General features: G+C 67.8%; 18 protein-coding genes and 1 tRNA gene. 5 read left to right on the top strand and 14 right to left on the bottom strand.

Features of this window, described 5'->3' with window-relative positions; translation table 11 throughout:
- The first annotated feature begins 261 nt into the window (after nt 1–261).
- Nucleotides 262–3243, top strand: coding sequence for a TIM-barrel domain-containing protein (locus tag JM664_RS06795; protein ID WP_227419162.1), 2982 nt, complete (start codon nt 262–264; stop codon nt 3241–3243).
- On the opposite strand, the gene JM664_RS06790 is transcribed toward JM664_RS06795, so the two are convergent.
- Complete coding sequence (locus tag JM664_RS06790; RefSeq protein ID WP_227419161.1) at nt 3240–3632, bottom strand: DUF1178 family protein; 393 nt, start codon at nt 3630–3632, stop codon at nt 3240–3242. The genes JM664_RS06795 and JM664_RS06790 overlap by 4 nt on opposite strands.
- Nucleotides 3633–3697: 65 nt before the next feature.
- On the bottom strand, nt 3698–4111 hold the full coding sequence (locus JM664_RS06785; RefSeq protein WP_227419160.1) for an NUDIX hydrolase: 414 nt from the start codon (nt 4109–4111) through the stop codon (nt 3698–3700).
- 170 nt (nt 4112–4281) lie between these two features.
- On the opposite strand from JM664_RS06785, the gene JM664_RS06780 reads away from it, so the two are divergent.
- The 3 genes from JM664_RS06780 to JM664_RS06770 all read left to right on the top strand — a co-directional run bounded on the left by JM664_RS06780 (nt 4282) and on the right by JM664_RS06770 (nt 6162).
- Nucleotides 4282–5469 (top strand): acetoin utilization protein AcuC, encoded by a 1188-nt coding sequence (locus tag JM664_RS06780; protein ID WP_227419159.1) that lies wholly within the window; start codon nt 4282–4284, stop codon nt 5467–5469.
- On the top strand, nt 5466–6023 hold the full coding sequence (thpR, locus tag JM664_RS06775) for an RNA 2',3'-cyclic phosphodiesterase (RefSeq protein WP_227419158.1): 558 nt from the start codon (nt 5466–5468) through the stop codon (nt 6021–6023). The genes JM664_RS06780 and thpR overlap by 4 nt, the downstream gene beginning before the upstream one ends.
- A gap of 63 nt (nt 6024–6086) precedes the next feature.
- A tRNA-Ala gene (locus JM664_RS06770) sits at nt 6087–6162 on the top strand.
- A 523-nt stretch (nt 6163–6685) separates the two neighbouring features.
- On the opposite strand, the gene JM664_RS06765 is transcribed toward JM664_RS06770, so the two are convergent.
- Both JM664_RS06765 and JM664_RS06760 read right to left on the bottom strand, forming a co-directional pair.
- Complete coding sequence (locus JM664_RS06765; protein ID WP_227419157.1) at nt 6686–7621, bottom strand: alpha/beta hydrolase; 936 nt, start codon at nt 7619–7621, stop codon at nt 6686–6688.
- A gap of 231 nt (nt 7622–7852) precedes the next feature.
- Nucleotides 7853–8917 carry an HlyD family efflux transporter periplasmic adaptor subunit gene (locus JM664_RS06760; RefSeq protein ID WP_227419156.1) on the bottom strand — a complete coding sequence of 355 codons (1065 nt, stop codon included), beginning with the start codon at nt 8915–8917 and terminating at the stop codon, nt 7853–7855.
- Nucleotides 8918–9104: 187 nt separating this feature from the next.
- On the opposite strand from JM664_RS06760, the gene glpD reads away from it, so the two are divergent.
- On the top strand, nt 9105–10703 hold the full coding sequence (glpD, locus tag JM664_RS06755) for a glycerol-3-phosphate dehydrogenase (RefSeq protein WP_227419155.1): 1599 nt from the start codon (nt 9105–9107) through the stop codon (nt 10701–10703).
- A gap of 1 nt (nt 10704) precedes the next feature.
- Here the strand turns inward: glpD and JM664_RS06750 are convergent, their stop codons facing one another.
- The 10 genes from JM664_RS06750 to ffh form a co-directional block, all read right to left on the bottom strand.
- Entirely contained in the window at nt 10705–11487 is a 783-nt protein-coding gene (locus JM664_RS06750; RefSeq protein ID WP_227419154.1) for a division plane positioning ATPase MipZ, read from the bottom strand.
- 135 nt (nt 11488–11622) lie between these two features.
- Nucleotides 11623–11844, bottom strand: coding sequence for a 50S ribosomal protein L31 (gene rpmE, locus JM664_RS06745; RefSeq protein ID WP_227419153.1), 222 nt, complete (start codon nt 11842–11844; stop codon nt 11623–11625).
- Nucleotides 11845–11853: 9 nt separating this feature from the next.
- Nucleotides 11854–12234 carry a 50S ribosomal protein L19 gene (gene rplS / locus JM664_RS06740; RefSeq protein WP_227419152.1) on the bottom strand — a complete coding sequence of 127 codons (381 nt, stop codon included), beginning with the start codon at nt 12232–12234 and terminating at the stop codon, nt 11854–11856.
- 50 nt (nt 12235–12284) lie between these two features.
- Nucleotides 12285–13106 (bottom strand): tRNA (guanosine(37)-N1)-methyltransferase TrmD, encoded by an 822-nt coding sequence (trmD, locus tag JM664_RS06735; RefSeq protein WP_227419169.1) that lies wholly within the window; start codon nt 13104–13106, stop codon nt 12285–12287.
- On the bottom strand, nt 13103–13264 hold the full coding sequence (locus JM664_RS06730) for a DUF1328 family protein (protein WP_227419151.1): 162 nt from the start codon (nt 13262–13264) through the stop codon (nt 13103–13105). Before JM664_RS06730 ends, trmD begins: the two co-directional genes overlap by 4 nt.
- A 59-nt stretch (nt 13265–13323) precedes the next feature.
- Nucleotides 13324–13827 carry a ribosome maturation factor RimM gene (rimM, locus tag JM664_RS06725; protein WP_227419150.1) on the bottom strand — a complete coding sequence of 168 codons (504 nt, stop codon included), beginning with the start codon at nt 13825–13827 and terminating at the stop codon, nt 13324–13326.
- 34 nt (nt 13828–13861) lie between these two features.
- On the bottom strand, nt 13862–14230 hold the full coding sequence (rpsP, locus tag JM664_RS06720; RefSeq protein ID WP_227419149.1) for a 30S ribosomal protein S16: 369 nt from the start codon (nt 14228–14230) through the stop codon (nt 13862–13864).
- Between the two features lie 12 nt (nt 14231–14242).
- Nucleotides 14243–14533: a chorismate mutase gene (locus JM664_RS06715; RefSeq protein ID WP_227419148.1), complete on the bottom strand. Its 291-nt coding sequence runs from the start codon at nt 14531–14533 to the stop codon at nt 14243–14245.
- 55 nt (nt 14534–14588) lie between these two features.
- On the bottom strand, nt 14589–15137 hold the full coding sequence (locus tag JM664_RS06710; RefSeq protein ID WP_227419147.1) for a GNAT family N-acetyltransferase: 549 nt from the start codon (nt 15135–15137) through the stop codon (nt 14589–14591).
- A complete protein-coding gene (gene ffh, locus JM664_RS06705; RefSeq protein WP_227419146.1) occupies nt 15134–16591 on the bottom strand; it encodes a signal recognition particle protein in 1458 nt (485 codons plus the stop codon). Before ffh ends, JM664_RS06710 begins: the two co-directional genes overlap by 4 nt.
- Between the last annotated feature and the right edge of the window lie 55 nt (nt 16592–16646).

The following is a 16646-nucleotide window of genomic DNA, read 5'->3' as shown; positions in this document are numbered from 1 at the left end:
CCGCCGCCTCCGCCTTCAGCTTCCGCGCGCTCTCCGACGACACGTAGAGCTCCGGGATCGGCGCGTGGGCTTGCATGGACATGACTATCTCTCGCTTCTGGATCCCGGTCTCTGCCGGCAGTTGGCGTCGCAGTAGTTGCAGCCGCGTTCTGCTGCAACCCGGTGGCTTACACCGCGCCGCTGCCGTCGCGAAAAAGGAGCCACGGCAGAGAAAAGGGAGTAGAGTTCGTTGAAGTCGCCCGCCACGGGAGCAACGGCCGGATGTTCAGGATCACGTTGCCGCTCATCACCGCCGGCCTCGTCTGCGCCGGTATGCCTGTCCCCGCACAGGTCGAGCGGATGGAGGTCCGCGCGCAGGCGGGCTCGGTCGTCGTCGAAGTGCTCGATGACGACCTCATGCGCTTCGAGGTTCAGGCGGGGCCGCCGGCGGAAGAGTTCTACGCCTCGCCGATGATCCAGCGCAGGGACTTTCCCGGCGCAGATCTTGTCGCGGCGAGCGACGATCTGGTCGCCACCTCGGAACTGTCGGCGCGGGTGGACGCGGCGAATCTCTGCATCCGGCTCGATCACGCCGATCAGGGCTATCTGACCACCATCTGCCCGGTAGACCTCGGCCGGGCGGAGAAGGGCTTGGACATCGACCCCGGCCGCATCGACGCGGTCTATGGCCTCGGCCAGCAGTTCCGGAACCCGGGCTCGGCAGATGGCGACTGGACCGCGCTCGGGGTGCGACGGGGGGAGGGACTGCTCGGCAACGGGTTCGCCGGTTTTCAGGACGCGGCGGTCGGAAACGTGCAGATCCCCGTGCTGCATGCGCTGGGGGATGGCGTCAATTATGCGTTGTTGCTGGACAACGTCTACCGCCAGACGTGGGACTTCACCGCCTTCTGGTGGCAGGCGCGCATGTTTGGCGACGCGCTGCGCTTTTATGTGATGACAGGGCCGGACCTGCCGGACCTGCGGGCCGACTACATGGAGTTGACCGGGCGCCCGCCGGTGCCGCCGCGCAAGGCCTTCGGCCTCTGGGTCAGCGAGTTCGGCTACGACGGCTGGGACGAGATCGACGTTCTGCGCGACGGGCTGCGGGCTGCGGGTTTCCCGCTCGACGGGTTCGTGCTGGACCTCAACTGGTTCGGCGGCGTGGTGCCGAGCAACCCGTCGGCGAGCGAGATGGGGCGGCTCGACTGGGACGAGGACCAGGAGCCGCGGCTGGCGCGCAATCCGTACTTCTTTCCCGATCCCGCCGAGCGAGTGGCCGCCTATGCCGCCGACGGCATCGGCCTAGTGGCCATCGAGGAATCCTACATCGCCGACACCACGCCCACCTTCACGCAGATGCCGCCGGAGTTGACCGCCTACCAGCGGCGCGACGGACGCTGCGATCCGGCGCACCAGCTTCCTGTCGTCGGCGTCGCAGGCTTCTGGGGCGTCGGCCGGATGATCGACTGGTCCGACCCCGCCGCCGGTGCGTGGATCCACAGCGCGCGGCGATCGCCGAACCTTGGCCGGCTCGGCATCACCTCGCACTGGACCGACCTCGGCGAGCCCGAGACCTACGATCCCGCGGCATGCTACGAGGGCGTGGAGCCGGGCAAGGTCGAGCATCCCGACGTCCACAACCTCTACAACCTTCTTTGGAACAGGGCGATCTGGAACGGCTACGCAGCCGAGGCGCGGGACGGAAACGGCCCGAGCCGGCGGCCCTTCATCGTGACGCGGTCCGGCGCGGCTGGCACCCAGCGCTACGGCACCGCCATGTGGTCAGGCGACATCGCCTCGAACCTCGAATCGCTCGCGACGCACCTCAACGCGCAGATGCACATGTCGATGTCCGGGATCGACTACTACGGGTCGGACATCGGCGGCTTTCGCCGCGAGACGATGCCGGGCAACGACAGGCGGGGCAGCTATCGCGGATACCAGGACGAACTCTACACCCAGTGGTTCGCCAACGGAGCGTGGTTCGATGTGCCGGTGCGGCCCCATACCGACAACGAGTTCGTCGTGGCCGACCCGCCCTATGCCACCGCGCCGCACCTGGTGGGCGACGTCGCAAGCAACCTCGCGAACATCCGCCAGCGCTACGAGCTGATCCCCTACTACTATTCGCTCGCCTACAGGGCGCACCTGCACGGCGAGCCGGTGGTTCCGCCGGTGGTGTTCCACTTCCCCGACGACCCGGCGGTGCGGCGGATGGGCCACGAGAAGATGATCGGCGACGACCTTCTCGTCGCGGTGATCGCGCGGCACGGGGAGTACGAGCGCGATGTCTATCTGCCCGAAGGTCGTTGGGTGAACTTCCACAGCAACGAGTGGCACGACGGCGGCATGGTTCCCGACGTGCCGGCTTACCGCGACGGGCTGTTCCTCCTGCCGGTGTTCGCTCGCGCCGGGGCGATATTGCCGATGATGCACGTCGGAGAAGCGCCGCAGGATGCTTTCGGAGCGTCCGACGAGCTGGTCCTGCGCGTCTATGCCGGCGCGGAGCCGTCGGCCTTTACGCTCTATGAGGATGATGGACGGTCGTTGAGGTATGACGCCGACGGCCGGCCGCTTTACCACTACCGCACGACCGAACTCACCCAGCGTACGGCACCCGCGACGGCGCTTGTCGAAATTGGTGCCGCCGAAGACGTGGGCGGTGCTGGATCCTACGACGGCGCCGCGACGCACCGGAGCGTGCTCATCGAACTGGTCGTGGACGGGATGCGCGCCGAGGCGGTGCGCCTGGACGGAGAGGCGCTGCCGGAGGTGCCGGAGGCGGAGATCGCCGCGGGAGCCGAAGGCTGGGCGAATGCGGAGCGGAACCTCGTGCTGGCGCGTCTGGCCGCGGCGGACGTCCGGCAGAGCCGGAGCGTGGCGGTCGACGTCGCGCCGATCTCGCCTGCAACGTCACTCAATTTCGTCTGTGACCGCGGCTTCACGGTGCCGGGCGAGAGCGTCTACGTCTCTGGCAGCCTGCCGGCGCTGGGCGACTGGGACCCGTTGGCGGCGGTCAAGCTCGCGCCGAGCATCTACCACGATTACATCGTCTCGCCGCCCGCCGGAGGCATCGGACCGGGGCCGCAGGCACCTGTCTGGACAGGCGTCGTCGGCGGGCTGCCGCCATTTACCGCCTTCGAGTGGAAGTGCATCCGCAGGCGTGAAGACGGTATGGGGCCGGTCGAGTGGCAGTTGGGCGGGAACAACACGCACGAGACGGCGGGGTCGGGCTATTCCGGCCGCGCCTACGGCTCGTTCTAGTTCGTCTTGCGCTGTGGCACGAAGGGTAGGGGGGCGACCGGAATTCCGTCCTCGACCAGCCGCCGGGCCTCATCGAGGCGCGCCTCACCGTAGATCGCCCGCTCCGGTGCGCTGCCGTCGTGGATGCGGCGCGCCTCGACAGCGAAGTCCCGGCCGACCCAGTCCGCGTTGCGCTCGACCTCGGCCTTGAGCTTCTCCAGCGACGGCCGCACGGGCCTTGCCGCCGACTGACCCACTCGCGGTGCCATCAGCGCCTTTTCGGTACGTGCGCTACCGCAGTCCGGGCAGACGACCTGTCCGCGGCCCGCGAGCGTATCGAACGCGTCAGCGGAAGCGAACCAGCTCTCGAACTCATGCTGGCGGTCACACTTGAGGGCGTAGCGGATCATCGGCCTTTCCGGGGCATCGGGTCGACGACATGTAAAGTCGACACGGAGGGAAGCAAAGAGGGCGGCTAACCCGCCAGCTTGTTCGGGCGAAAGTTCCGCAGGATCGGGCGCATCTCCGCGTCGTCGATCAGGTCGAGGGCCTTGCGGATGCTGACCCAGCGCCGCTGGCGCTCGTTCTTCTCGGGCCAGTCGTCGTGGATCCGCTTCACCTCCAGAGGAAATACCGGCACGACGCAAGGCAGGTCCTGCTCGTCGAGCTGCTTGATGTAGGAGAAGATCCCGAGGCAGACGTCACTGCAGCGCCCCTCCACGCCGGCTTCCTCGAGCGCCTCGATCGCGGCAGATTGCGCGGGCGTGCAGCCCTCGATCGGCCAGCCCTTCGGGACGATCCAGCGCTTGCGTCGGCGGCTGCTGATGAGCAGGACCTGCAGTTCGTCCTTGCGCATGCGCCAGCAGAGCGCTGCGACCTGGGTCCGCACGTTTTTCCGGCCCTCGAGGGCAGCGTTTGCTGAGCGATCCTCGTACTTCACGACTCTTGGTCCCGCTCGTTTCGTCCAGAAGCTTGGTCGACCGCGACAGGCCGGCGCGCTAGAACGTTCTGTTTAAGGAACAATAACAAGATCATCGAGAAAGGTGAAGAAAGGCTTTCATGACCCTTGACGCGCGCGCGGACGCCGCCGCTGCCGCCGCAGGCGCACGAACCGACCGGCCGCCAGCTGCGCGGGCGCTCTTCATCGGTTCCGAGATCTACAGGGGATCGAGCTACGGCGCCTGGCACCCGCTTCGCATCCCGCGCGTCTCGACGGTGATGGACCTGGCGCGAACGCTCGGATGGCTGCCGCGCGCAGCCTACGTACCGAGTCCCCGGGCGCGTCCGGCGGCGCTGACGCGGTTCCATACGCCCAGATATGTCGCGGCACTCGAGCAGGCGGAAAATGACGGCGAGGTAAGCGCCGCCGTGCGGGAGCGGCACGGTCTGGGCACCACTGCCAACCCGGTTTTTCCCGAGGTCTTCCGCCGCCCCGCCACCGCCGCCGGAGGCTCGATCCTCGCAGGGCAACTCCTCAGGAATGGCGGCACGGTCTACAATCCGGCCGGCGGGACGCACCACGGACTGCCGAATCGGGCGAATGGCTTCTGCTTCCTGAACGATCCCGTGCTGGGGATACTGTCCCTCAGGGCTGCTGGGGCGGGACGTGTGGCCTACGTCGACATCGACGCGCACCACCCGGATGGTGTCGAACTTGCCTTTCACGACGATCCGGAGGTGCTGATCGTGTCGGTGCACGAGGAGCGGCGCTGGCCCTTCACCGGCAGCCTTGGCGAGCGTGGGGCGGGCCAGGTATGGAACCTGCCGGTGCCGGCAGGCTTCAACGACACTGAGATGCGCGCGTCGCTACACGAGCTGATCCTGCCGCGGGTGGCGGACCATCGGCCTGACGCGGTGGTCCTGCAATGCGGCGCCGACGCGGTGCTGGAAGACCCGCTCTCGCGCCTCGCGCTGTCGAACAATGCGCACTGGGACGTCGTGCAGGCTCTCTCGCACGCTGCGCCGCGCTTCATGGTCCTCGGCGGCGGCGGGTACAATCCCTGGGCGGTCGCTCGCCTCTGGACAGGTGTCTGGGCAACGGTCGCGGGCGCCGACATCCCCGAGCGCCTGCCGGCGGAGGGCGAGAAGGTCCTGCGCGATGTCGTCTGGACCGGGGCCCGGCGCAAAGGGATGCCACCGTCACCATGGGTCACGACATTGCGGGATCCGCCGCGCGAGGGGCCATTCCGCGACGAGGTGCGCTCGCGACTTGCCGCCCATGCAGCGCGGGCGCGGGCCGCGGCATGATCCGCGCCTTTGCCGCCATTCCGCTGCCCGAGGCCGTCACCGACGTGCTGGATATCGTGCAGGAGGATCTCCCCGCCGGGCGGCCTGTCCTGTCCGAGGACATGCACCTGACGCTGGTTTTCCTGGGTGACCTGCGGGAGCCAGACCTCGAGGAGGTCCATCTCGCCTTTGAGGCGATCCGCGCCGGCTGTTTCAGCCTGCAGATAGTCGGCCTTGGCCACTTCGGCGGGTCGGCGCCGCGCGTGGTTTATGCGGCGGTGGCGGAGAACGCTCCGCTGCGCCGTTTGCAGTCCAAGCTGCAGCAGGCGGCGCGCAACACGGGTGTGGACTTGCCGTCGCGGCGCTTCGTGCCGCACGTGACGCTCGCACGTCTGAAGGGGCGGCGAGAGGACGCGGACGTCGTGTCGCGTTTCGTCGCCACCCGCTCGCTCATCGCGCCCCCGCCGTTCGCGGTGGGCTCCTTCTGCCTATACCGTTCCGTCCTCCGTCGCGACGGACCCCACTACGACTTACTTGCGGACTACAAGCTGCTGCCGTCGGACGCATCTGGCTGAAGCGCGTCACGGTCCGGCAGGCCGCTTGACACCACTCGTGCGATGGGCCACATCGCGCGGGTCGGGGCCGTAGCTCAGTTGGGAGAGCGCGTCGTTCGCAATGACGAGGTCAGGGGTTCGATTCCCCTCGGCTCCACCATTCCCCAGCAATGAAGGCAAAAAAACGGCTGTAAAAATGCGTGTTTTTGTAGCGCCCGCTTGATGGGATCGACAGCCGCAAGCATGCGGCTGCCTCACCTGTTCGAGAGGAAGCGAGGTAGCACGCGATCCCTGACAGAGAGCGTCTCTTGGTCGTGGCAAGCAGGGTGCGAGTCTGTCATCGTTGGTCACGAAGCAAGCCGCAACCGGTCGACGTGATGGGACATGGGTAGCGATGTGCACGCGCGAAGAGCGGTGCTGCTCATGCATAGTTCGGTTGCTGGCGCGGCGGTGCCGGCGGGCACCGCCAGGTCGCATCGGGTGAGCAAAGGGAGTGTCGCCAAGATTGCAACGACTTCGCGTTGCCCAGTTTGCCGATCCGGTCGACCTAAGCGCCCGCTGGTGCATATTTGCGCATCTCCTCGCTCTCGATGAGCCAAGCTGGTCTGCACCTACCTTTGACGAGCGGGGATGGACGCAGCGGTCGCTGGGGAGGCGACCGCTGAGTTTCGGAGACATGGAGTTCAGTCTTCGATGACATCACCGATGAAGCGGATCGCTTCCGGCAAGCCGCTTCGCCAGTAGTCCCAGGTATGACCGCCCTCGCGGATCATGAACCGATGATTGCTCGAGAGGGTGCGCTCGGTCTCTCCTTCGGAGCGCAGCATCGAGTGCAGGAGGACCGAGCCGTCAAAGAAGATGTCGTCGGCGCCGGTGTCGACGAAGAACTCGGTGCCGCCGATGACCTCGTCGGATGCGTTCTCAAGCATCTCGAAGACGCTGTATGAATAGTACTCGTCCGTCAGCCGCGCGTCTGCCTCGAGGCCCATTCCCCATGCCTTGCCGTAGCGGCGGTCGTAGCCGGGCTGATCCAGGTTGACGATTTGCTCGTCGGTGCGAATGGCCGGGCTGAGGGCCGCGGCGGCGACGAACATGTCCGGGTACTTCAGCGAGTAGGCCAGAGCCGCGTAGCCGCCCATCGAGATCCCGGCGATCGCGCGGAAATCTTCACTGGCGAGAACCGGGTACGTCGCTTCGACATGAGGCACGAACTCCTCGACGAACATGTCCTCCCACCGGACCCCGCCGTCGGTGTCGTTCATGTAGTAGGTGTTGAACTCGGGCTCCGGCGTGCGACGCGCGTTCGGAGCGACCGCGATGAACGGCGGCATATTTCCGCTCGAGATGAGCTCGTCGAAGATTGTTGCGGCCCTGCCGCGCAGGAACCAGTCGTTGTGGGTCTGGCTGCCGCCGCCCTGCATCAGGTAGATGACCGGATACTTCCGCTCGTTCTCGTCGAACCCGGGCGGATAGTAGATGCTGTAGTCAAGGTCCCAGCCGAGGATCTCGCTCTCCATCGCGCGGTCGAATTCCACCGTTCCCGCGGCTTGTGCCAGGACGGAGACGGCTGACAGAAGTACGGCTCCTGCCGCTCCTGCTGCGAGCTTCATGCAGGTCATTCTTCTTCCTCCCGTTCGTGATGTGACGCCGCGACGCTATGGGGCGGGGGAGACAGGCACAACCCACGCAGCACGGTCACCGTCAGGCGCCACCAGAGGTAGCGTGCGACGACGGCGTCGACGTGAGGACATCGAGATCCTGCACCGGGCGCCACGCGATCCATGATCGCGGCAGCAGGTGGACGCGTGTCACCAGGATCGTCAGCGACGAGAGGACGGGTAGCGCCTCGGTCAGAGACCGACAGTGCCGTCGATCATCCGGGCAAGCCGGGCGGTGAGGGTGGCGGCCTGGCGGGGGATGTCCCTCGCGATCACGGCCAGATCCTCGATGCGGCCGCTCTTGCGCGGAAAACGGACCTCTGCCGTGCGCCCGACATCGCAGAACGACGCGGCGACGCCGGGACGGCTGACGTCGGCAGGTTGAAGGCGGACGAGGACGCGCAGGCCGCTCGTGTCGCCTTCTGCCGGCGCAGCAGCGAGGTCTCGGACGTCAGCCCGTGCGCCGGCGCCGCGTACCGCCTGGACCGGGGCCACGATGCGCTCACCGCTGCCGCGGAGTTGAACCGAGACGAGGCTCTCCGGGCGCATCGCATCGAAGTGCCGGTCGGGCAGGATGACCTCGACGAAGCGCCGCCCGCAATCGAGAAGGCGCAGCATCTCGTCGCCGGCCGAGACCGGCAGGCCCTGCGCGGGGCTGGCGGACCAGACGACGCCCGACACCGACGCCTCGGGAGCGAAGACTGTCGCCCCTGCGGCATCGCGTCGCGCCGAGTCTATCTGCTGACGAAGCGCCGCAGCCTCGGCCGACAGGACCGCCTGCCTCGCATCGAGGTCGATCAGGCGAAGCGCGATCTGTCGCCGCTCCTCCGCCGTGGACTCGCCTGCGGCGCCGCCCTCCGCGGCCATGACACCCAACGCCGAAATTCGCGCCGGCGCTGCGACCTGTGCGATCGGCTGCGGCGACCCGGCTAGCGCCTCGATCGCTGCCCGCTGGGCACGCACGGCCTCGAGTTCCGCCGCAACGACCGACGCCCTTGCGGACAGCTCGTCGATGCGGCCCTGGTGTCGGTGCCCGGAGCTGACGCGCAGCAACTCCTCCCCCACCGCCACGCCGCCGGCGACGGGCGGCGAGGCGCCCTCGATCAGCCCGTCGAACGGCGCCCTGATCACGTACACCGGTGCATTGACCACCGCGGATGTCGAGACGTAGCTGGTCTCGTGGGGCATGAGCGAATAGCCCGCCGCGCCGATCAGGAGGACGGCCACCGACGCTTTAAAGAACCATTTGCCAACCATAGCATCTCTCCAACCTCGCGCGGGTCGCAGGCGCGCCTGGATTCGGTGGTACGTTCGCCGTCTTTAGGCTCGGTGAACGCACCGCGAGGCGGCGTTGCTTGCCTGTCGTCAAGCCCGCTCCTGATGGTGTCTGGCCTGAGGTGGGCGGGTTGACTTCGCGCGTCGCGTCCCATCTCGTCGGCGCATGATGGAAACGAGCGGATCGGCCAGTACCGGCGCGCCGGTGGACATCTTCGTGATCGGCGGCGGCATCAACGGCTGCGGCATCGCGCGCGACGCGGCGGGCCGCGGCCTGACGGTGGCGCTGGCCGAGATGAACGACCTCGCCTCCGGCACCTCTTCGGCGTCGACGAAGCTCTTCCACGGTGGGCTGCGTTACCTCGAATACTTCGAGGTCAACCTCGTTCGGAAGAGCCTGATCGAGCGCGAGACGCTGCTGCGCGCGATGCCGCACATCAGTTGGCCGATGCGGTTCGTGCTGCCGCTCCATCCCGACATGCGGTTCGAGGGGGAGACGCCGACATCCAGGCTGCTCAACCGGGTGATGCCGTGGATGAAGGGCCGACGGCCCTCCTGGCTGATCCGGCTCGGCCTCGGGATGTACGACAACCTCGGCGGCCGGAAGATCCTGCCCGGGACGCGCACGCTCGACCTGACGAAGGATCCGGCCGGCGAGCCCCTCAGGGAGGTGTTCCGCAAGGCTTTCGAGTACTCCGACTGCTGGGTCGAGGACAGCCGGCTGGTGGTTCTGAACGCGCGGGACGCCGAGGCGCGCGGTGCCCGCATCATGACGCGGACCAAGGTGGTGCGGGCCGAGCGGGGCAGCGACCACTGGCAAGTCGCGGTCGAGCGCCAGGACGGCGGGACGGAGACGATCCCGGCGCGCTTTCTCGTCAACGCCGGCGGTCCGTGGGTGCGGGACGTCATCACCGGGACGATCCGCCTTAACTCGACCGAGGGCGTGCGGCTGGTGCGCGGCAGCCACATCGTGACGCGCCGGCTCTACGATCACGACAAGTGCTACTTCTTTCAGGGCGAGGACGGGCGGATCATCTTCGCGATCCCCTACGAGACGGACTTCACCCTCATCGGCACGACCGACGTGGAGCATCCGGACGCGGGCGAGAAGCCCTACTGCACGCCAGAGGAGGCGCAGTATCTCTGCGACTTCGCTTGTCAATATTTCGAGACGCCAGTCACGCGTGACGACATCGTCTGGAGCTATTCCGGCGTCCGCCCGCTCTACGATGACGGAGCGAAGTCGGCGACGGCGGCTACCCGCGACTACGTCCTGTCGCTCGACAAGGCGGAGGCGCCCCTGCTCAACGTCTTCGGCGGCAAGATCACGACCTATCGCAAGCTGGCGGAGAATGTGCTCGCCAAGATGCGGGAGACCTTCCCCGACATGCGGCCCGAGTGGACGGCGGGGGTGCCGCTGCCAGGCGGCGACTTCGAGGTGAGCGGCTTCGAGGATCTGGTGGTGCGCCTCGCCCGCGACTACGCCTTTCTGAGCGAGCGCTGGGCGCGACGGCTGGTGCGGGCCTACGGAACCGATGCCTGGCGTATGTTGGGCGACGCTCGATCTGCGGAGGATCTTGGCCGCGATTTCGGGGCAACTCTGACGGCGCGCGAGGTCGACTGGCTGATGCGCAGGGAATATGCGCAGACGGCGGACGACGTGATCTGGCGCCGCTCGAAGCTCGGGCTCAGGATCGACCAGGCAGGGGCGGACGCGCTCGACGTCTACATGGCCAAGAACCCCGCTGCGCGAGAGGCGGCGGAGTAGGTCAGAAGTCCACGCTGACGCCCGGCAGGTCCAGTGTCCGCATGAGGTCGCGCAGCTCCTGCCGCGCTGCCACGTTCGAGAGGTTGAGCGAGCTCACCCCTATGTCGCGTAGATCGAGGAGCGTCAGGCCGCGCGGGAACAGCTCGCGAAAGATGACACGTTCGGAGAAGCCGGGCGCCACGCGAAAGCCGATGCGCTTGGCTAACGTGTCGAGCGCGTCGCCGACCTTGCGCTTGTTGTGCATCGCCTGCGTGCCGAGGCGGTTGCGGGTGACGATCCAGTCGATCGGCTGCAGGCCCGCTTCGGCCCGCGCCTGCCGCGCCGCCCAGACCATCTCGGAATAGATCGACGGCCCCTTGACCTTGTTGGTCATAGGGTCGATCCGCGCAAGCAGGTCGAAGTCCACGAAACTGTCGTTGAGCGGCGTGATCAGCGTGTCGGCCAGCGAGTGCGCCAGCTGGCTGAGCCGCGTGTGGGAGCCGGGGCAGTCGATCAGCACGAACTCGCAGCCGTCGATCGGACGGATCGCGTCGGAGAAGCGCTCGTCGAGCGGCGCCTCGCCCTCGGCGATCGGCCGGTAGTCCGGCATCGCCAGATCCAAGCCGTCGCGCGTGGCGAAGGCCTGGCGGTTCTCGATGTAGCGGCCAAAGCTGCGCTGGCGCAGGTCGAGGTCCATCGCGCCGACCGAATGGCCCATCCGCACCAGCGCCGTCGCGACGTGCATCGATGTGGTGGACTTGCCCGAGCCGCCCTTTTCGTTGCCGACGACGATGATGTGGGCCACGTGTCCTCAGCGCGAACGAGATCCTGCTGTCTGTCTAGCCGCCTGATCCGCCGGATAAAAGCGGATGGTCGAGCGGAGGCGCATACGAAAACGCCGCCCCTCGGGGCGGCGTCGGTGTTTCGGGTATCGGGGCGATCAGAAGCCCAGGCCCTCGTACTTCTTCTTGAACTTCGAGACGCGGCCGCCGGTGTCCATCAGGCGGGTGCCGCCGCCGGTCCACGCCGGGTGCACCGAGGGGTCGATGTCGAGCGACAGCTGGCCGCCTTCCTGACCCCAGGTCGACTTCATCTGCACCACGTCGCCGTTCGTCAGCTTGACGTCGATGACATGGTAGTCGGGATGCGTGTTCTGCTTCATGGCCGTTCCTTACGCCTGCGTCTCGAGGGGCTTGTAGGTATTGTCCTCGGCGATCCGGGCCGACTTGCCGCGGCGCGAACGCAGGTAGTAGAGCTTGGCGCGGCGGACGCGGCCACGGCGGACCACGGTGATCGAGTCGATGTTCGTCGCGTGCAGCGGGAACATCCGCTCGACGCCCTCGCCGAACGAGATCTTGCGGACCGTGAACGAGCCCGCGATCCCCGAGCCGTTCTTGCGGCTGATGCAGACGCCTTCGTAGTTCTGCACGCGGGTACGGGTGCCCTCGGTCACCTTGTAACCGACGCGGATCGTGTCGCCGGCCTTGAAGTCCGGGATGTCCTTGCCGAGCGCAGCGACCTGCTCGGCTTCCAGCTGTGCGATCAGATTCATCGCAGCGTCTCCTGTCTGCTCACGGTTTTTCCCGTGAAGATGTGCGCGCCTCAGAGCTCTGTGTCTCCACTCGGGTCCCTGCCGTGCGATCGCACGTAAGCCCGCCAGAGGTCAGGTCGACGTTCCTTTGTCAGCCTTTCGGCCTCGACCCTGCGCCAGTCAGCTATTCTCGCGTGATGGCCGGAGAGGAGAACCTCCGGTATCGCGCGGCCTTCCCAGACTGCGGGCCTCGTGTAGTGCGGGTGTTCCAGAAGACCGTGCGAAAAGGATTCCTCCTCGACGGACACCTGATTCCCGAGCACGCGGGGTATAAGGCGGACGCTGGCGTCGATCAAGGCCTGAGCCGCGATCTCGCCGCCGGTCAGGACGAAGTCACCGAGGCTGATCTCGATGACGTCGCGCGCCTCCAGCACGCGCTGGTCCACGCCTTCGAAGCGGCCGCAGAGCAGGGTGATGCCATCGGCCCGCGCCAGGTGGCGCGCCGTGTCCTGATCAAGCGGACGTCCGCGCGGAGAGAGGTAGACCACCGGCCAATCGCCATGCGCCCGCTCCGCCGCGCGCCCGAGCGCCGCGTCAATGACGTCCGGGCGCAGCACCATGCCCGCGCCACCGCCCGCCGGGGTGTCGTCCACCTGCCTGTGACGGCCGAGGCCGAAGTCGCGCAGGTCGATCGTTTCCAGACGCCAGAGGCCCTCCTGCAGAGCCCTTCCCGTCAGGGATGCGCCCAGCACGCCTGGAAACGCCTCCGGGAAAAGCGTCACGACCTGCGCCGTCCAAACGCCGGCCGGCTCCGGCACCAGCTCGCGCGGCCGCAGACTGGCCCGAATGCTGTGGCGGCCGTGGGAGCGGGGGGCGTCGGGCAAGGGCGTCAGGCGAGGGCGATGATGCCGAGGATGACGAGCAGGAACAGCACCAGCACGATTCCGATCAGGATCTTGGCGCCGGTCAGTGCCGCGCCGGAGATGCGGCCGAAGCCGAGAAGCGCGGCCACGGCGGCCACGACGAGCAGGATCAGGATGAGTTCGAGCATATGCGCCTCGCTTCGTTGGGTTCCGGGGCCAACGGCCCGATCCTGCGCCTGTTCCGCCGTCAGTCGAAGAGACCGTCGGGCGGGTCGGCCACAATCCGTCTGGCCGCGAGGTCCACCGTCGGCACGGTGGCGCGGGTGAAGGGCAGCAGAACCGTCGCGCTGCGGCCCGGCGCCTGCACCTCGATCAGATCCTCGGCGCCGTAGTTCAGCACCGCGCGAACGCGGCCGAGCCGCGCGCCGCCGGTGTCGAGCACGTCGAGCCCGATGAGGTCGGCATGATAGAACTCGTCGTCCGGCAGTGCCGGCAGCCGCTCGCGCGGGACGTAGAGCCGAACGCCGCGGAGCGCGTCGGCCGCCTCCTTGCTGTCGATGCCCGAGAGGCGGGCTGCAAACCCGCCCTTGATCGGCCGGGTGATCCGCAGGTCGAACGCGCGGCCGTCGCCGGAGGTCACCGGCGCGTAGCTGGCGATCGCCTCCGGCTCGGCGGTGAAGCTCTTGAGCCGCACCTCGCCGCGCACGCCGAACGAGCCGCCGATCGCGCCGACGCAGACGGGCTCCGTCATTTCGCGGCCCGTGTCACGGGTGCGGCCGACGGCGTCACTCGGACGCCGTTTCCTCTTCGGCGGGCGCAGCGGCCTTGGCGGCACGCTCCTCGGCGCGCTCCTTGGCCTTGGCGCCGGGCTCGCCCTTCTTGGGATTGCTGCGCTCGGTCTTGGTGCGGACGCCGGCGGCTTCGAGGAACCGCGCGATCCGGTCGGTCGGCTGGGCGCCGCGGTCGAGCCAGTGCTGGACGCGCTCGACGTCCATCTTGATGCGGTCCTCGCTGTCCTTGGGCAGGAGCGGGTTGTAGGTGCCGAGCTTTTCGAGGAAGCGGCCGTCGCGCGGCATCCGGCTGTCGGAGGCGACGATGGAGTAGTGGGGGCGCTTCTTCGAGCCCCCGCGGGCGAGGCGGATCTTCATGGCCATGGTGGGTATCTCCTAGGTGTTTTCGCGGTGTGCTTCGTGGTGGCGGATGACCTTCGAGATGATGAAGGCCAGGAATTCCTTGGCTAATTCGGGGTCGAGGTCGGCTTCGACGGCCAGCCGTTCCAGCCGGTCGATCTGCTCGGCCTCGCGCGCGGGGTCCGATGGCGGCAGGTCGTGCGCCGCCTTGAGGCGGCCCACTTCCTGTGTGTGCTTGAACCGCTCGCCCAGCGTGTAGACGAGGATCGCGTCGAGCCGGTCGATCGACTCGCGATGGCTGCGGAGCAGGGAGACGGCGTCGGTCATGGCCGTACACCGTGCGTGCATACCGCGTACCTATCGGGTGCATACGTCTGGTCGCTCATGCGGCCTCCGGGCGGGGGTGGCGGAAGACGAGGACGTCGATGTCGGGCGGGACCACGGCGTCGGGGTCGCGGACCGCGCCCAGCCGCTCGGCGAGTGCAATCGAGCGGGCGTTGTCGGCGTCGATGTAGCTGACGGCCGTGGACCAGCCGAGGTCGCGGAAGACGTGGGTCAGCACCACCTTGGCCGCCTCGCGAATCAGGCCACGGCCTTCGGCGGACGGGGTCCAGGCGCACCAGGCGATCTCGCGCTCGGGCCACTCGCCGGGGAACCAGGGACCGACATGGCCAACGGGCTCGCCCGTCTCGCGCTCGACGAGGACGAAACCGCCGCAGCCGCGGATCAGCCAGTGGCCGACGAGCGTCGCGAAGGCGCGCCAGGCGCGGCCCTCGCTCAGCGGTCCGCCGACGAAGCGGGAGCGCTCGTCGCGGATGAAGGCATTCCATGTGGGATAGTCGGCGCTGCGGGGTGCGCGCAGGATCAGCCGCTCGGTCTCGAGAACCGGCGTCTCCATCAGTTCGTCGAGCTCGATCGGCTGATGGATCATCGCTTCTTGCCCAGGCCGGAGAGGCCGGGGGGCAACGCGGCGCCGCCCATTCCGCCCATCTGCTGTGCCGCCTGCTGGAGCGCGGCGGGGTCGGACGGCATCCCGCCCTTGCCGAAGAGGCCGCCCATCTGGCGCATAAGCCCCTTCTTCCCCATCTTGCCCATCTTCTTCATCATGTCAGCCATCTGCCGCTGCATCTTCAGCAGTCGGTTGAGCTCCTGCACCTCGAGCCCGGCGCCCGCGGCGATACGTTTCTTGCGGCTGGCCTGAAGGAGTTGAGGGTTCGCGCGCTCGCGCCTGGTCATCGAGTTGATGAGGGCGATCTGGCGGCGCAGCATCTTGTCGTCGAAGCCGGCCTCCTCGATCTGCTTCGACATCTTGCCCATGCCGGGCATCATGCCCATCACGCCTTCCATGCCGCCCATCTTGAGCATCTGCTCGAGCTGGCCCTTCAGGTCGTTCATGTTGAACTGACCTTTCTGGAAGCGCTTCATCATGCGCTCGGCCTGCTCGGCCTCGAGCGTCTCCTGCGCCTTCTCGACCAAGGCCACGATGTCGCCCATGCCGAGGATGCGGCCGGCGATGCGGCTGGGGTCGAACTCCTCGAGCGCGTCGACCTTCTCGCCGGTGCCGACAAAGCGGATCGGCTTGCCGGTGACCGCGCGCATCGACAGCGCTGCGCCGCCACGGCCGTCGCCATCCATCCGCGTCAGGATCGCGCCGGTGATCCCGATCTTGTCGTCGAACTCCTGCGCGACCTCGACGGCTACCTGGCCGGTGAGGCCGTCGACGACGAGAAGCGTCTCGCGCGGGTTGGTCTCGTTCCGGACCTGCTCGACCTCGTCCATCAGGGTGCGGTCGATGTGCAGCCGTCCGGCGGTGTCGAGCATGTAGACGTCGTAGCCGCCCAAAGACGCCTGCTGCTTCGCCCGCTTCGCGATCTGCACGGCGGTCTGGCCCGGCACGATCGGCAGCGTGTCGACACCGATCTGCTGGCCGAGGATGGCGAGCTGCTCCATCGCCGCGGGGCGGTTGGTGTCGAGCGAGGCCATCAGCACGCGCTTGCCCTGCCGGTCCTTGAGGCGGCGGGCGAGCTTGGCGGTGGTGGTCGTCTTGCCGCCGCCCTGCAGGCCAACCATCAGGATCGGGGCAGGGGGGGTGTCGACGCGAAGCGAACCCGGCTCGCCCTCGCCTGATAGGGTGCGGACCAATTCGTCATGGACGATCTTAACGACCTGCTGGCCCGGCGTGACCGATTTCGTCACCGCCTGGCCCGTCGCCTTGTCCTGCACGCGCTTGACGAAGTCGCGCGCCACCGGCAGCGAGACGTCGGCCTCGAGCAGGGCGACGCGGACCTCGCGCAGCGCCGTCTTGACGTCGTCCTCGGAGAGGGCGCCCTGCTTCGTCAGCCGGTCGAAGACGCCGGAGAGGCGTTCGGACAGGTTCTCGAACATCGCGCGGCTCCTTCACCCCGGTTGCGACTGGCCCGAACCTAGGGGCGGACCGCTC

This window comes from Roseitranquillus sediminis (assembly GCF_016918935.1).
Classification (GTDB): domain Bacteria; phylum Pseudomonadota; class Alphaproteobacteria; order Rhodobacterales; family Rhodobacteraceae; genus Roseitranquillus; species Roseitranquillus sediminis.
This window is presented reverse-complemented; position numbering and strand designations above follow the sequence as displayed.